This window comes from Cellulophaga omnivescoria (assembly GCF_027915275.1).
In the GTDB taxonomy this organism is placed as follows: Bacteria; Bacteroidota; Bacteroidia; order Flavobacteriales; family Flavobacteriaceae; genus Cellulophaga; species Cellulophaga omnivescoria.
In genome coordinates this window covers 643,154-658,682 of sequence record NZ_CP115819.1, presented here as the reverse complement: position 1 = coordinate 658,682, position 15,529 = coordinate 643,154, and the positions used below count along the sequence as shown (strand labels likewise).

Here is a 15,529-nt window from a genome sequence, read left to right as displayed (position 1 = left end):
GAGTAGCTTTTTTTGTAAAAAATTATGTTGTAATGAGTTTGCTTTTTTTTACTATATTTGAGTAAACCAGACATTTATGATTAGCTATACTACTGCTCTTTTGTACGCTATTCCTTTTTTTATGCTTTTAATGGCTCTAGAAATAGCTTACGGATATTTCGTAAAAAAACAAATGTATACAGTATTAGATACTGTTTCTAGTATAAGTTCTGGGTTTACAAATATTATAAAAGATTCTCTAGGAATAGGACTATTAATTGTGTCTTATCCTTTTTTAGTTAAACACTTAGCATTATTTAATATTGGTAACTCTTGGGGTGTTTGGCTCATTGGCTTTTTATTTATAGACTTTGCAGGCTATTGGAACCATAGACTGAGTCATAAAATTAATATTTTTTGGAACCAACATGTAATTCATCACAGTAGTGAAGAATTTAATTTATCTTGTGCATTACGTCAATCAATTTCTAATTTAATTGGTTATGTACCTTTATTGTTGCTTCCTGCAGCTCTTTTGGGAGTTCCAGAACAAGTAATTGCTGTTTTAGCACCCTTGCATTTGTTTGCTCAATTTTGGTATCATACAAGGCATATAGGTAAGTTGGGTTGGTTAGAGTATGTAATTGTTACGCCATCTCAGCATAGAGTACATCATGCAATTAATCCGGAATATATAGATAAAAATTTAGGTCAGATTTTTAGTTTCTGGGATCGTTTGTTTGGTACTTTTCAAGAAGAGTTAGATGATGTTCCACCGCAATACGGGGTTTTAAAACCTGCAGCTACTTGGAATCCTGTTCATATAAACTTTCAACACTTTTGGAGATTAGTACAGGATGCTTGGTATACTAAAAGCATATGGGATAAAATTAGAATTTGGTTTATGCCAACAGGGTGGAGGCCTGCAGATGTGAAAGAAAAATATCCAATAGCAATTATTGAAGATGTGTATGCTTTTAAGCGTTATACTACAGAAGCTTCTAAATTATTTAAAGGATATATTCTTTTTCAGATGTTTGCTACATTAGGACTTATGCTTTTTTTGTTTTACAATTTTGAAAACATAGGGTTTGGGGCGGCTCTTTTATACGGCGTATTTATTTTTATTGGTATTTATGGTTACACCACTCTAATGGATAGAAAAAAATATGCGTTAACCATAGAAGTTGTACGAAGTATATTGGGTATAGCTTATTTAATAATACAAAACGGTTGGTTTGGTATGCAAACCTATTTTACAGGTGCTACAAGCGTAATTTTAAGTTATTTTTTAATAACAATAACTGCTACAGTTTATTTTTCGTTATTAGAAAAAGAGTTTTTTAACTCTAAAATTGTTGCCTAGCTACTTTTTAAGTATAATTTCTTTATGTACTAAACTAATGTAGTTTTTCATAGCTTGTTTTGGTGATAAATTTTTGGCTTGTATTAATGCATTGGCTTTAAAAGCATTTATTAAAGGTGTTCTACTACCAGGGTTATCAAAGTTTTTATGTGCTATACGGTAGTATGCATACAGTTTTAATAATAAATCTGCAGGCAGAGGTTCTGTATAGTTATTAACGTGCTCTACAGACTCTAAAAACTCTTTATGTAGTTTGTCATTAGTCATCTTGGCTCGGTAACGTAGCAATGCATGTTTTTGCTCCAACCACCTTTTGGTTTAATTTTACGGTAACAACAGTATCTAAAGGTAAGTAAACATCTACTCTAGATCCAAATTTTATAAATCCAGCATCTTCTCCTTGGTGTACGCTATCACCAACTTTAGCGTAGTTAACAATTCTTTTAGCTAATGCACCAGCAATTTGTCTGTATAAAATATCTCCAAACTTTGGCGTGTTTATTACAACAGTAGTACGTTCATTTTCGGTGCTTGCTTTTGGGTGCCATGCAACTAAATATTTTCCAGGGTGGTATTTAGAGTACTTAATAGAACCAGATGCAGCGTACCTTGTAACATGTACGTTAACAGGAGACATAAATATAGATATTTGCTTACGCTTACCTTTAAAATATTCTGGTTCTTCTACGTCTTCAATAACAACTACTTTTCCATCTACGGGAGCTAAAATGTCATCAAAGGTTCTTTTTACTTTTCTTTTAGGATTTCTAAAGAATTGTAATATCAAAATTAAAAAAAATAGAGCTGTAACTTGTAACCCTATTTTTAACCAGTTTAATGTAACAAAATACTCTGCAGATACTATTGCTGCAACTACTAAAATAAAGGTGATGATAATAATTTTAAGCCCCTCCTTATGAAACATGTGAAAATATAATTAATGTTAAAAATGCAAATGGTGCAGCAAAGACTAAACTGTCTAAGCGATCCCAAATTCCTCCGTGTCCTGGTAATATTGCTCCGCTATCTTTTACTTTAGCTTTTCTTTTAAATTTAGACTCTATTAAATCTCCTAAATTGCCTGTTACAACAATTACGGTTGCTAATATAAGCCATTGTATAATACTTAAATTATTTTCAAAGATAGAAATAATATATGCAGCAATTAAAGCAAATACTAATCCGCCTATTGCGCCTTCAATAGTTTTTTTTGGAGATACAGAAGGGAAAAGCTTGGTGCGTCCTAGTTTACGGCCAACTAAATACGCAAAACTGTCATTTACCCAGATTAATATAAAAATACCCATAATCAATATTTTTTCAAAACCACCACCTCTATAAGGTATCATTGTTAAAAAAATACAGCCACCACCTAAAAATAATAAGCCACAAAGAAATTTTTCAATAGGAGTAAACACTTTCTCTTTTTTAGAAAGCAAAAAGTACAGCAATAGAATGTCTGTAACTAAAGTTGCTACAAGTAATATATTAATTATCCATTCTTTTTGTATTAAATAAATGTATGCCCACCAAAGAGCTAGGTATGCTACAAAAACGTAGTATCCTTTTAGTTTAACTATGCGTTTATACTCAAATAAACAAGCCAAACCAAAAGCCATAAATAAAAAATCGAATGCATCTGAATTTAAGAATACAGCTGATAATAAAAGTACTACATATATAATACCTGTTATTGCTCTTTTGTAAATTTCTTTCATACTTATAAATCTTCCATTAAGATAAGATATAAGTTTTTAGCTGTACTTCCGTAAGACAAAAAATCATCTTCTTCTTTTATATTAGACTGAAAATGTTTTATAGTGGTTATATTGGCAGGTATGCTACCTTGGTATTTCTTTTTTATGCTTTTTAAACCATCTCCTAAGCTAGCGGTAAGCTGGCTTGTGGTAGCGTAAACAATAAAGTTTTCTGGAAGTTCATTCATTTTTCTTTCTTTTAATTGGTTAGAAGAAATTAAAATGGAACCGTTTTGAGCAATTAAATGCTCGCAAGTTGTAAAAAATACAGTGCTTTTTTTAGCAGATTTTGAAAATGAAATATGTTCGTTAGCAAACTTTTTTTCTAGCCTATCATCTAATGAAAAGAACGAATTATCTCGCCAATCATTTTCTTCTACAATATTTTGTAAAGCAGATGAAACCTCGTCATCTGAATCACAATAAATAAATTTGCCACCATTTTTTTTGAAGTAAATGGTAAACTTTTCGTCTATAGGCAAATCTAGTTCTGGCATATGCACTCCGCGGTTTTCTGCGGGTGCATCAGAACTCTTTTTTTTACTAATGCCAAAAAGTTTACCAAATATGCTCATTAAAATTCTTAAAATTTATGGTGTGTACGTACTATTCTTCTTCAGAAGAATTAGTAGTAGCGTCTTTTTTTGCTTCTTCTTCAGCATTTTCTTTAACATCTTTAGCAAAAGGTCTTTTTCCAAAAATCTTTTCTAAATCATCTTTAAAGATAACTTCTTTTTCTAACAAACGCTCTGCTAGTTCTGTAAGCTTGTCTTTGTTTTTATCTAAAAGATCTATGGCTCTTAGGTATTGCTCTTCTATTAATTTAGAAATTTCTTCATCTATAATACGAGCAGTTTCTTCACTGTAAGGTTTAGAAAATCCGTAAGAGTCTTGACCAGAAGAGTCATAATAAGTTAGGTTTCCAATTTTGTCATTTAAGCCATAAACAGTAACCATACCTCTTGCTTGTTTAGTAACTTTTTCTAAATCACTTAAAGCACCTGTAGAAATCTTATCAAAAATTACTTTTTCAGCAGCACGTCCGCCAAGAGTTGCACACATTTCATCTAGCATTTGTTCAGAACGAACAATTAAACGTTCTTCTGGTAAATACCAAGCAGCTCCTAAAGATTGTCCTCTTGGTACAATGGTAACTTTAACTAATGGCGCAGCATGTTCTAGCATCCAACTAACTGTTGCGTGCCCTGCTTCATGGTAAGCAATAGTTTTCTTTTCTCCAGGAGTAATTATTTTGTTTTTCTTTTCTAAACCACCAACTATACGGTCTACTGCGTCTAAAAAGTCTTGCTTGTTTACGGCTTTTTTCTCTTTACGTGCAGCAATTAATGCAGCTTCATTACAAACGTTTGCTATATCTGCTCCAGAAAAACCTGGCGTTTGCTTAGCTAAGAAATCTAAATCTAAAGTTTCAGCTGTTTTAATAGGCTTAACGTGTACTTCAAAAATTTCTTTACGTTCTCTAATGTCTGGTAAGTCTACATAAATTTGTCTGTCAAAACGGCCAGCTCTCATTAATGCTTTATCTAAAACATCTGCACGGTTTGTTGCAGCTAATACAATAACATTTGTATTGGTGCCAAAACCATCCATTTCTGTTAGTAATTGGTTTAATGTGTTTTCTCTTTCATCATTAGAACCTGTAACGTTGTTTTTACCACGTGCTCTACCAATAGCATCAATCTCATCAATAAAAATAATTGCAGGAGATTTGTCTTTGGCTTGCTTAAATAAATCACGTACTCTAGATGCACCTACACCTACAAACATCTCTACAAAATCTGAACCAGATAGTGAAAAGAAAGGTACTTTAGCTTCGCCAGCAACAGCTTTAGCTAATAATGTTTTACCAGTACCAGGAGGGCCTACTAATAAAGCTCCTTTTGGTATTTTACCACCTAGAGAGGTATATTTTTCAGGGTTTTTTAAGAACTCAACAATTTCTTCAACTTCTTCTTTAGCACCTTCTAAACCAGCAACATCTTTAAAAGAAGTACGTGTGTCTGTTTTTTCGTCAAACAGTTTTGCTTTGGACTTGCCAATATTAAATATTTGGCCGCCAGCACCACCGCCACTACCGCCAGACATTCTACGCATCATAAATATCCAAATACCTATAATAAGTACAAATGGTAATAGTGTAAATAGTAAGTTTTCAAACGTGTTAGATTCTTTTTCGCTATCTATAATAGTATCTACATTGTTTAATGCTTTTGCATCTTTAACTTCTTTCTCAAAAATTTCTAGAGAAGCGTAGTTTACAACATAGCTAGGAGATTCTGTAGGGTTTAAAGAAAAACTAGGTTTAGATACAGGTTTGTGCGAATCTTTTTCTAAAGCCTCTTCAGTTAAATATACCTTTGCGTAGCCTGCATTAGATATAATCATTACTTTTTTTACATCGCCATTTTTAATGTACTCCAATAAATCTGATGTAGTTTTTTTTCTGGTAGAAGATAAGCCGTCACTGCTTAAAAACTGAAATCCTATGATTAATGCTACTAAAATACCATAAATCCACCATGAGTTAAATTTAGGTTTGTTAGGTTTTGTATTATTGTCTTTTGCCATTCTATTTATTTACTGGTTATAACTACTTTCTATTGCGGTAACTTTTGCGTCTCCCCAAAGTCCTTCTATGTCATAAAAGTCTCTTGTTTGTTTTTGGAAAACGTGTACCACAACATTAACGTAGTCTAATAAAACCCATTCAGAATTGTCTGACCCTTCTACGTGCCAAGGTTTATCCTGTATAGCTTTACTAACGGTTTTTTGTATTGAGCTTACTATTGCATTAACGTGCGTGTTAGAGGTACCGTTACAAACTACAAAGTAGTCGCATACCGTATTTTCTATTTCTCTAAGGTCTAGTAAATTTATATCGTGCCCTTTTACATCTTCAATTCCTTGTAAAATTAAAGTTATAAGTTCGTCTGCACTAGCTGTCTTTTTTTGCATTCAAAAATTTTAGATTATACAAAGTTATTGTTTTTTTGTTTTTTTAACTATTGTTTTTAACATAAGATTGCAGAATATTATTATAATCTACATATGCAGATAATCAAACTTAATGCCACCAACTCTACAAATCAGTATTTAAAAGAGTTAATTATGTCTACAAAAGTGGATGATTTTACGGTAGTTACAACTAAAAATCAAGAGCAGGGGCGTGGCCAAATGGGCACAAAATGGCTGGCAGAACCTGGTAAAAACCTGACTTTTAGCGTGTTAAAAAAAGGCGAAGCTTTGGAGGTTGCAGATCAGTTTTTGTTAAATATGTGTGTGTCTTTGGCTATGTATGAGGCTTTAAAAGAGCTTAATATACCAAATTTAACTGTAAAGTGGCCAAACGACATTCTGTCAGCTAATTCTAAAATATGTGGAATTTTAATTGAAAATATACTGACTGGCAGTAAAATACAGTCTTCTATTATTGGTATAGGCTTAAATGTAAACCAGTTATCATTTAATAATTTGCCCAATGTATCTTCTTTAAAATTGTTAAAAGGAGAAACTTTTAATTTAGATGAAGTTTTGCAGTTAATTATAGTAAAGTTAAAAAAGTATCTTACGTCAAATTATTTAAATAGTCCGGATGTTTTAAGAGCTTTATATCAAGAAATTATGTTTAGAATACATAAGCCATCAACCTTTAAAGATAAAGAAGGGAAGATGTTTATGGGGTTTATAAAAGGAGTATCCTCTAGCGGAAAATTAATTGTTCTGCTAGAGGATAATATTTTTAAGGAATATAACTTAAAAGAAATACAATTACTGTATTAAATAACAATTAAGTTGTTTGATAAAGTATCTATAAACTTAGTGATGGGGCCTTTAATCATCATAGCCATCATAGCGTTAAATTCGCCTTCAAAACTAAGAGTAACTTCTGTTTCTGTTGCTGCAATGCTATTAATATCTGCAGTTAAAGTAAACGGAAGCTTATCACTAGCTGCTCCTAATATTATTTTATTGTTAGGATGTTGCTCTTTTAGTTTTAAAACAATTTCTGGCATTCCTTTTAAGGCAAAAAGAAATTTATCTTCACTTAATACCTCAAACTTACTAATGTTTTCTGGCATTAATTTTTCAAAGTTTTTAATATCAATTAAAAAATCAAAAACTTCTTTGTCGCTTTTTAATACTGTTTTTTTAGGTGCTTCTATATGCATATTGTTATGGTTTCCAAACTGCAGGATTACTTTTCCATTGCAGTAGTGTGTTTAATTGTTGTTCTTTAATGTAGTTGGTGTCCGATGCCTGTTGTATTAGGTTGGGGTAATCACTAAGTGTGTGTAATTCAATGTTTTCTGTTTTAAAGTTTTTATCGGCAACATCAAATCCATAAGTAAAAATAGCAATCATACCCTTAACATTAGCGCCAGCTTCTTTTAATGCTTTAACAGCATTTAAGCTACTTTTTCCGGTGCTAATTAAATCTTCTATTACTACTACATTTTGGTTGGCAGATAATTGACCTTCAATTTGGTTTTGTCTTCCGTGAGATTTTGGTTCAGGCCTAACATATACAAACGGAAGTCCTAAATACTCGGCAACAAGCATACCAATGCCAATAGCGCCAGTGGCTACACCAGCAATAACATCTGGTTTGCCGTATAGTTCTTCTACTTGCTTAGCCATTTCTTCTCGTATGTAGTTACGAATTATAGGATAAGATAGAATTATTCTATTATCACAATAAATTGGAGATTGCCATCCAGAAGCCCACGTAAAAGGATTTTCTGGTTTCAACTTAATTGCATTAATTTGCAATAAAAGTTCGGCTGTTTTTTTTGCAGTGTCTTTATTTAAAACCATAGCGCAAATGTATAAAGTTTTTGTGAATGAATTGCCCTTGATTTTGACAAATAAACTGTCAGACATAGCGGATAATAAATATTTTTTATTAAATGAGGAGGCAATTAATGAGGCAATTAAGGCCTTATCTAAGAATAAGTTGCCAAGGGCTTATATTTACCACCCAAATAAAGAGGAGATTTTAAAAAAATTCTCTAAAAAAATACCTATTGTGGTTGCAGGTGGTGGTGTTGTTACTAATAAAGAGGGTAAAGTGCTGTTTATTTACAGAAATGATAAATGGGATTTACCTAAAGGAAAGTTAGATAAAGGCGAAACCATAGAGCAATGTGCCATTAGAGAGGTAGAGGAAGAAACAGGTGTACAGGGTTTAAAAATTGAAAACCTTTTAAAAATTACCTACCATATTTTTAAACGTAATGGTAAATATAAATTGAAAGAAGTGCATTGGTTTGCAATGAAAACATCTTTTAAAGGTGAACTTACAGGGCAATTAGAGGAAGGTATAGAAAAGGTAAAATGGAAAGGCCCAAGCAAAATTGCTAAGGCCTTAGAGAATTCTTATGCTAATATTAAAATATTGTTTGAAGAGTAATTTAATTACTCTTCATCAATTTATATATTGGATATTGTAAGTGGGCTTTTTCATAATGAGCAGATTTTTTATGTAACCAATCTAATTGTGCATACCAACTTTTGCTAAAGTTTTCATCTGTAGCCTTTACGGTGTCAAACTCAGCTTTTAATTTAGGGTTGTTTTTTAATAATTTTGCAGCCACGTCTTCAAAAACATAAGGAGAAAAACCTTCTTTTTGCTGTAAAATAGTATCAAAAAAATTCCAGTTAAAAAATGAGTCAACTGCTTCTGGTTCTAAAGTTTCTAAAAGGTAGCGTAAACCTCTTTGGCTTGTTGGAATATAGTAATCTCCTTTAAAAAACTGCACGCTTTGTGTACTGGTAGTAACAGTTGTATTGCTATGTGGATAGTGTCCCTCATAGGCAGATTTGCGAGTATCATAATCTTTTATCTTGTAAGATTCTACCGTTATTAGTGTATCCTTTTCAAATTGAGTGTAACTTATTTTATTAGCCTCAAGATGAGGTATTACTTTTTTCCATGCTTTTGGAATAATATATGCCTCTGGAATAGTCACAAAACTTGTAGGAGCCATATAGTTATTATAATTAACCTCTTTTGTAAATGGTTTAGATCTGTCATATTTTAATCTGGTTAAACCTGTAACTTCACTTTCTATATATTCTGCCTCATATCCTTTAAATTTTAATGTAGATGCCTTAGTAGTATCTATTGTAAATTTAACAGGATAGGTGATTTTTTCTTGATCAGCAGCAAATGCATTTGCTCTTAATTCTTTTATTTTTTTGCCATCTTTTTCAGATATGTCTATCATCTTTTGCATAAGGTAATAGGTGCCCATAACTCGTTTTTTATATGGTTTAAGCATATGTGTTTCTACCATTAGTCCCAAGGTGTTCCAAAGTGTGGTATAGCCTGTAGAGTATCTTGGGTAATCCATAAACTGAGAAAAACCTTGCTCAGGAACACTGTTAAATACATTGACATAAGGTGTTATAGGCCAATTAATGTTTTCTAAAGAGTTTTCCAAAGTAGGCATCATTTCTGTATGAAGATAATTGCCTAAATCACCACCTAATTTATTATGTTGCGTAAATAAGTGCGTTAATGTGTATTGGTAATCTGCACCATTACTAACGTGGTTGTCTATAAAAATATCGGGTTTTGTTAAATGAAAAATCTCGGCAAAAGTTTTTGCATTCTTGGTGTCGTTTTTTATAAAATCTCTGTTAAGGTCATAATTTTGAGCATTACCTCTAAACCCATATTCTTTAGGTCCGTTTTGGTTGGTTCTAGAGGTAGAATTACGGTTTAATGCACCGCCAATGTTGTAAATAGGAATGGTAGTGAGTACAGTATTTCTTGGAGCTCCAATTTTGTTTACTACTAAATCTCTAAATAAAAGCATAGTGGCATCTATACCATCACTTTCGCCTGGGTGAATGCCGTTATTTATTAAAATTACGGTTTTGTCTTCTAATTTATTAAAGTTAAACTCTCCGTCCGGATTGTAGGTTACTAAGTGTAAAGGCAAACCACTATCTGTTTCGCCAATAGTAAGTACGTTTATTTGCGGAAACTCTTTAGCAAGTTTAATATAAAAGTCAATTACCTGTGTATATGTAGGTGTCTCTAACCCGTTGGTAGTTTCAAAAAAAGTCTGAAAATCTTTTTCCTTGTCTTCGGGTTTTTCGCTACAAGCAATTACGCACAGTAAGCTAAAAAGACCTATAATTTTTTTCATTCTCTAAATATTTTGGGGATTAAAAAGGTTGTGTGGCTCATATAACTCTAACCGTGTCTGGTACTAGGCTCGTGTAATCTCCATTGTTTCTAATTACATCTCTAACTATAGAAGAGCTTATATATGATTTTCCAGATGATGTTAGTAAAAATACAGTTTCAATTTCAGATAATTTTCTGTTTGTATGCGCTATTGCTTTTTCAAACTCAAAATCTGCAGGGTTACGTAGGCCACGTAAAATAAAATGGGCATCTACTTTTTTGCAAAATTCAACCGTAAGACCTTCGTAAGTCATTACTTTTATTTTTGGTTCTTCTTTAAAAGCTTCACTAATAAATTGCATACGTTGTTCTAACGTAAACATATATTTTTTGTCGGCATTAATACCAATAGCAATAATTACTTCATCAAAAAGAGTAATACCTCTGTTAATAATATCTGTGTGGCCTAAAGTTAAAGGGTCAAAAGACCCAGGGAAAATGGCACGTTTCATATAGTTTTGGTTTTAATTCTTGTAAAAATGTTAGTTTGTATAACAAATTTTACAAGCGTTAAAGTTACTTAATTTATCTTAAAGCCTCAGTTATAGCACTTTCAAACAACTGAGGTAAAGATATACCAGCTACTGCAGCTTGTTGTGGTAAAATACTTTCTTCTGTAAGTCCGGGTGTTGTGTTCATTTCTAACATATATGGCTCGTTACCTACAAAGATAAACTCGCTTCTAGAGTAGCCTTTCATTTTTAAAATTTTGTACACGCGTAGTGCTATACTGCTAACCTTTTCTTCTTGTTCTTTAGTAATACGAGCAGGAGTAATTTCTTGAGATTTACCTTCGTACTTTGCCTCATAATCAAAAAAGTCATTTTCTGTGGTAATTTCGGTTATGGGTAAAACCATAGGTTTTCCATTGTAAGTTATAACCCCTACAGAGACTTCTGTACCGTCTAAAAAAGCCTCAATAATAATTTCGTCATCAGCTAGGTATGCATTATCTATAGCTTTTGCTAAATCTTGTTTTTTATGTACTTTAGATATGCCAAAGCTACTACCAGCTTTATTGGCTTTAACAAAGCAAGGTAAGCCTACAGCATTTATAATTTCGTCTTCATTTATAGCGTCTCCTTTATTTAAATAATAAGAGGTTGCAGATTTAATTCCGTAAGGCTTTAATGTGCTTAGTAAATCTCTTTTATTAAAAGTTAATGCAGCTTGGTAAAATCCACAGGCAGTTTGTGGTATTCCTATTAAGTTAAAATATGCTTGTAAATACCCATCTTCCCCGGGTGTGCCATGAATAGCGTTAAAAACACAATCAAAAGTAATTTTTTCTTCGTTTACAGTAATGCTAAAATCACTCTTATTAATTACGGTTTCTTCATTATTGCTATTTACATAAACCCATTTATCTTTTAAAATATGAATTCTGTATAGGTTAAACTTGTTGGAGTCTAGGTGTTTGTATGCTACGTTTCCGCTTTTTAAGGATATTTTATACTCATTAGAGTAGCCTCCCATAATTATGGCAATATTTTTTTTCATGATAAATTAATAAGGGTCATAAATGCAAATAACAAATATCATTTTTTTAAATTAAAGAAAAAAGCATTGGGTTTTATATATTTGTGCGATAATATTATAGTTATGCGAAATTTTTTCAACTTCTTAAAGAGTAAAACATTAATAATACAATTAGGTATAGCTCTTGGTGTAATAGTAGTTTTGGTGTTTGTTGTTTTACAATGGCTTAAGTCTACTACCAACCACGGAGAGTTTGTAGAGGTGCCAGATTTTTCTAGAATGACGGTTTCACAAATGAAGCATGAAATAGATAAAGCTGGGTTGCGTTCTCAGATTTTAGATTCTGCTAACTATAACCCTAATTATCCTAGATTTTCTATTATAGAGCAAAATCCGCCAGCGGGCAATAAAGTAAAAGAAAACAGAAAAATTTATTTTACTGTTAATCCATCTGGTTACAAAAAGGTATCTGTACCGCAAGTAATACAAAAAACAAAGCGTAATGCAACATCTATGTTGCGTGCAGTAGGTTTAGATGTCCTAAAGGTAACTTATGTAGATGATATAGGGCAAGATATGGTACTAAAAATTAAGTACAAAGGCAAAGTAATTAAAGCCGGAGAAAAATTGCCTAAAACCTCTAAGGTAGAGTTGGTGTGTGGTAATGGTAACCACTAAAAAAAATAATAGTTTAGCTACATATTTATGAGTGAAGAATTTGGACCAGAAGCCAATGATGATGAACTTTATGAACACCATAAAGTAGTTGCTGCTAAAGGGCAAGAGCCCCTGCGTATTGATAAATTTTTAATGAATTTTATAGAAAACGCAACGCGTAGCCAAATACAAAAAGCCGCAAAAGATGGTCATATTTGGGTAAATAATGTTGTTGTTAAACAAAACTATAAAGTTAAAGCCGGTGATGATATCCGTGTCATGTTTAGCCATCCTCCGTATGAATTTTTACTGCAACCAGAAGATATTCCTTTAGATGTTGTTTATGAAGACGATGTTCTCTTGGTAGTAAACAAGCCCGCAGGTATGGTAGTTCATCCGGGTCATGGAAACTATTCTGGTACATTAATAAATGCACTGTTACACCATTGCAAGGTAGATTTGCCAAACAACAGTAGTGATAGGCCAGGTTTGGTACACCGTATAGATAAAGATACCTCTGGACTTTTAGTAGTTGCAAAAACAGAAGCTGCAATGACATTTTTATCTAAACAGTTTTTTGATAAAACGTCGGAAAGAGAATACGTAGCTATTGTATGGGGAAATGTAGAGGCAGATGAAGGTACTATAGAAGGACATTTAGGTAGGCACCCAAAAAATAGGTTGCAAATGCACGTTTTTCCTGAAGGAGACCAAGGAAAAGAAGCTATTACGCATTACAAAGTTTTAGAACGTTTAGGCTATGTTACCGTAATTTCTTGTAAGTTAGAAACGGGAAGAACGCACCAAATTAGAGTGCATATGAAGCATATTGGTCATACTTTGTTTAATGATGAACGCTATGGAGGCGAGCGTATTTTAAAAGGTACAACCTTTACAAAATACAAACAGTTTGTAGAAAATGCATTTAAAATACTACCAAGGCAAGCCCTGCATGCTAAAACTCTTGGCTTTGTGCATCCGGTTACTAAGGAGTTAATGCAGTTTAATACAGAAATTCCTGAAGATATGGCTAGCGTTATAGAAAAATGGAGGCATTATGCCAAACATTCTGCCGAGAATTAGTTTTTACAATAGTGGTATTAAAAATCTCTTTTGTGTTTTGTGAAAAACATAAAAAATGATTCTTAATTTTAGCATTAAATAAAAAATAAGATGAAGATTGTTATTTCACCAGCTAAGTCGTTAGATTTTGAATCTAAACTGCCAACAGATACATACACAGAACCTAAATTTTTAGAGCAAGCAACAAAGTTGAATGATGTTTTAAAAAAGAAGTCTCCTAAGGATATATCTGAGCTTATGAGTATTTCTGATAATTTGGCACAACTAAATTGGCAACGCAATCAGGACTTTACAACGCCTTTTACAACTAAAAATGCCAGACCAGCAGTATTTGCATTTAATGGCGATGTTTACCAAGGGTTAGATGTTTATTCTTTACAAGAGGATAAACTAGAGGTTTTACAAGATAAATTAAGAATATTATCTGGTCTATATGGTATTCTTAAACCGTTAGATTTAATAATGCCTTATCGCCTAGAAATGGGAACTAAAATGGCAGTGGGTAGTAATAAAAATTTACACGAATTTTGGAAGAAAGATGTAACAGCGTACTTAAATGAAGAGTTACAGGAAAATGAAATTTTTGTAAACCTTGCAAGTAACGAGTATTTTAGTGCAGTAGATAAAAAAGGTATAAAGTCTACCATAATTACACCTGTTTTTAAAGATTGGAAAAATGATAAGCTAAAGGTAATTAGCTTTTACGCTAAAAAGGCTAGAGGATCTATGGTACGTTATATTGTAGATACTAATGCAGAAACCTTAAACGATATTAAAAATTTTACCACAGACGGCTATGCTTTTAGTGAAGAGCATACAGAAAAAGAAAATATGCCAGTTTTTATTAGATAATAATATCTTTAAATTACCGTTTTTTATAGTAGACAAATAATATATGTTTCCTATGAAAAATAAAACTCTATTTTTTTCTATTATAGTTATACTGTTCACATTATTAAGTTGTGATGACAGGGATGATAACCTTGAAGCGGTAAATATTAGAATAAAAAATGTTAGTGCGGTAGCTTATGATGTAGTACAAATAAATGGTGATACAGAAAATGTGCATATCGACGTAGCTTCTGGGGAAGTATCTGAGTATTTTGAATATGAAACGGCATATGCATATGCGGCTGTAGTAATAGAGGCAGATGGACAAACCTATACCTTACAACCAATAGATTACGTTGGGGAAACACCATTACCATTAGGTTTTTATACCTATGAGCTAAATATCACTGAAGAAGGTAATGGAGTAGTGTTAAATTTAGTGGTAGACTAATTTAATTTTGTCTTTGCATTTGTATATTTTCAGCAATTTTTATTGCTAAAGCTCTTTTTTTAGATAATAATCTTTCAATTTCAGCTTCTAAAGCAACACGTTGTTTTTCTAATTCCGCAGCTTCTAGTAATAAGGCATTGTCTTTAAGCTCTAATTCAGATGATACTGTATTAATACCGTTTTGAGTAAATATGTCTAATGCTGTTATCGTGTTTTCAACATTTAATAAAGCTAATTTTGCGTAATGTCTACCTAAATCCCAATCTTTTGGAGCAGTAGCTTTATCAATATTTTCTAATCCTTTTAGAACCGAATTTTTTGCATCTGCACAATTACAATCTTTCATTAACCTATTTGTTTTCTCTAAAGCAATGTAAGCCTTGTTAGCATAAAACTTTTGATGATCAAAATTATCTGCCTTTAAAGATTTTTTGGCATAATTTAGGGCGTAAGAGCTTGCAGAGTAAGCATTATCACAGTTAGATACTGGAGTTCTTGTAAAACCTGTTGTTATTACAAGAGAAATAAATACAAATGCACTTTTAAACATAATCTTGGGGGTTGGTTTTGTTTGTAATTATGAATTACAAAGTTGGTTTATTTTTGGCTTTTATTAAAAGTTATGTGGTAAACATAAGCAAAGTTGTGGTGAAAAACGCTTTTTATATCGGTTAAACTGTAAGTTTTTATAGATAAAAAGCATAAGT

The 15,529-nt window shown here is 32.2% G+C and carries 19 protein-coding genes; 7 read left to right on the top strand and 12 right to left on the bottom strand.

Annotated features, from left to right (window positions below; all coding sequences use genetic code 11):
• Window positions 1-76: 76 nt before the first annotated feature.
• Window positions 77-1,345, top strand: coding sequence for a sterol desaturase family protein (locus tag PBN93_RS02900; protein WP_271081392.1), 1,269 nt, complete (start codon window positions 77-79; stop codon window positions 1,343-1,345).
• Here the strand turns inward: PBN93_RS02900 and PBN93_RS02895 are convergent, their stop codons facing one another.
• Genes PBN93_RS02895 through rsfS form a run of 6 tightly spaced genes read right to left on the bottom strand, consistent with a single transcriptional unit; the run spans window position 1,346 to window position 6,078 of the window.
• Window positions 1,346-1,612 (bottom strand): acyl-CoA-binding protein, encoded by a 267-nt coding sequence (locus PBN93_RS02895; RefSeq protein ID WP_077403711.1) that lies wholly within the window; start codon window positions 1,610-1,612, stop codon window positions 1,346-1,348.
• Window positions 1,605-2,270 carry a phosphatidylserine decarboxylase family protein gene (locus PBN93_RS02890; RefSeq protein ID WP_077403714.1) on the bottom strand — a complete coding sequence of 222 codons (666 nt, stop codon included), beginning with the start codon at window positions 2,268-2,270 and terminating at the stop codon, window positions 1,605-1,607. Before PBN93_RS02890 ends, PBN93_RS02895 begins: the two co-directional genes overlap by 8 nt.
• Entirely contained in the window at window positions 2,260-3,063 is an 804-nt protein-coding gene (locus PBN93_RS02885; protein ID WP_271081391.1) for a phosphatidate cytidylyltransferase, read from the bottom strand. The genes PBN93_RS02890 and PBN93_RS02885 overlap by 11 nt, the downstream gene beginning before the upstream one ends.
• Before the next feature lie 2 nt (window positions 3,064-3,065).
• Window positions 3,066-3,677 (bottom strand): LUD domain-containing protein, encoded by a 612-nt coding sequence (locus tag PBN93_RS02880; protein WP_271081390.1) that lies wholly within the window; start codon window positions 3,675-3,677, stop codon window positions 3,066-3,068.
• A gap of 31 nt (window positions 3,678-3,708) precedes the next feature.
• A complete protein-coding gene (ftsH, locus tag PBN93_RS02875) occupies window positions 3,709-5,691 on the bottom strand; it encodes an ATP-dependent zinc metalloprotease FtsH (protein WP_077403723.1) in 1,983 nt (660 codons plus the stop codon).
• Window positions 5,692-5,700: 9 nt separating this feature from the next.
• Window positions 5,701-6,078 (bottom strand): ribosome silencing factor, encoded by a 378-nt coding sequence (gene rsfS, locus PBN93_RS02870; RefSeq protein ID WP_077403726.1) that lies wholly within the window; start codon window positions 6,076-6,078, stop codon window positions 5,701-5,703.
• A gap of 93 nt (window positions 6,079-6,171) precedes the next feature.
• On the opposite strand from rsfS, the gene PBN93_RS02865 reads away from it, so the two are divergent.
• Complete coding sequence (locus PBN93_RS02865; RefSeq protein WP_271081389.1) at window positions 6,172-6,903, top strand: biotin--[acetyl-CoA-carboxylase] ligase; 732 nt, start codon at window positions 6,172-6,174, stop codon at window positions 6,901-6,903.
• Here PBN93_RS02865 and PBN93_RS02860 read toward each other — a convergent pair.
• Window positions 6,900-7,292, bottom strand: a complete 393-nt coding sequence (locus PBN93_RS02860; RefSeq protein WP_077403732.1) for an orotate phosphoribosyltransferase — start codon at window positions 7,290-7,292, stop codon at window positions 6,900-6,902. The two genes, PBN93_RS02865 and PBN93_RS02860, sit on opposite strands and share 4 nt — an antisense overlap.
• Window positions 7,293-7,296: 4 nt before the next feature.
• Window positions 7,297-7,938, bottom strand: a complete 642-nt coding sequence (pyrE, locus tag PBN93_RS02855; RefSeq protein ID WP_271081388.1) for an orotate phosphoribosyltransferase — start codon at window positions 7,936-7,938, stop codon at window positions 7,297-7,299.
• A gap of 7 nt (window positions 7,939-7,945) precedes the next feature.
• Here pyrE and PBN93_RS02850 point away from each other — a divergent pair, with 7 nt between their 5' ends.
• Entirely contained in the window at window positions 7,946-8,533 is a 588-nt protein-coding gene (locus PBN93_RS02850) for an NUDIX hydrolase (RefSeq protein WP_077403767.1), read from the top strand.
• A gap of 1 nt (window position 8,534) precedes the next feature.
• Here PBN93_RS02850 and PBN93_RS02845 read toward each other — a convergent pair whose 3' ends face one another.
• The 3 genes from PBN93_RS02845 to PBN93_RS02835 all read right to left on the bottom strand — a co-directional run bounded on the left by PBN93_RS02845 (window position 8,535) and on the right by PBN93_RS02835 (window position 11,821).
• The gene (locus PBN93_RS02845) at window positions 8,535-10,280 is read right to left on the bottom strand and encodes a M14 family metallopeptidase (RefSeq protein ID WP_077403738.1); all 1,746 of its coding nucleotides are present in this window, start codon (window positions 10,278-10,280) and stop codon (window positions 8,535-8,537) included.
• Between the two features lie 37 nt (window positions 10,281-10,317).
• Entirely contained in the window at window positions 10,318-10,773 is a 456-nt protein-coding gene (coaD, locus tag PBN93_RS02840; protein WP_077403741.1) for a pantetheine-phosphate adenylyltransferase, read from the bottom strand.
• Between the two features lie 73 nt (window positions 10,774-10,846).
• Complete coding sequence (locus PBN93_RS02835; RefSeq protein ID WP_077403744.1) at window positions 10,847-11,821, bottom strand: D-alanine--D-alanine ligase; 975 nt, start codon at window positions 11,819-11,821, stop codon at window positions 10,847-10,849.
• Window positions 11,822-11,923: 102 nt separating this feature from the next.
• Between PBN93_RS02835 and PBN93_RS02830 the strand changes: the two genes are divergently transcribed.
• The 4 genes from PBN93_RS02830 (at window position 11,924) to PBN93_RS02815 (ending at window position 14,822) form a co-directional block, all read left to right on the top strand.
• Window positions 11,924-12,478: a PASTA domain-containing protein gene (locus tag PBN93_RS02830; protein ID WP_077403770.1), complete on the top strand. Its 555-nt coding sequence runs from the start codon at window positions 11,924-11,926 to the stop codon at window positions 12,476-12,478.
• A gap of 27 nt (window positions 12,479-12,505) precedes the next feature.
• Entirely contained in the window at window positions 12,506-13,540 is a 1,035-nt protein-coding gene (locus PBN93_RS02825; RefSeq protein ID WP_271081387.1) for an RluA family pseudouridine synthase, read from the top strand.
• A 90-nt stretch (window positions 13,541-13,630) separates the two neighbouring features.
• Entirely contained in the window at window positions 13,631-14,392 is a 762-nt protein-coding gene (yaaA, locus tag PBN93_RS02820) for a peroxide stress protein YaaA (RefSeq protein WP_077403750.1), read from the top strand.
• 52 nt (window positions 14,393-14,444) lie between these two features.
• Window positions 14,445-14,822, top strand: coding sequence for a hypothetical protein (locus PBN93_RS02815; protein ID WP_139344231.1), 378 nt, complete (start codon window positions 14,445-14,447; stop codon window positions 14,820-14,822).
• A gap of 1 nt (window position 14,823) precedes the next feature.
• Here PBN93_RS02815 and PBN93_RS02810 read toward each other — a convergent pair whose 3' ends face one another.
• On the bottom strand, window positions 14,824-15,372 hold the full coding sequence (locus tag PBN93_RS02810) for a hypothetical protein (RefSeq protein ID WP_271081386.1): 549 nt from the start codon (window positions 15,370-15,372) through the stop codon (window positions 14,824-14,826).
• Window positions 15,373-15,529: the final 157 nt, after the last annotated feature.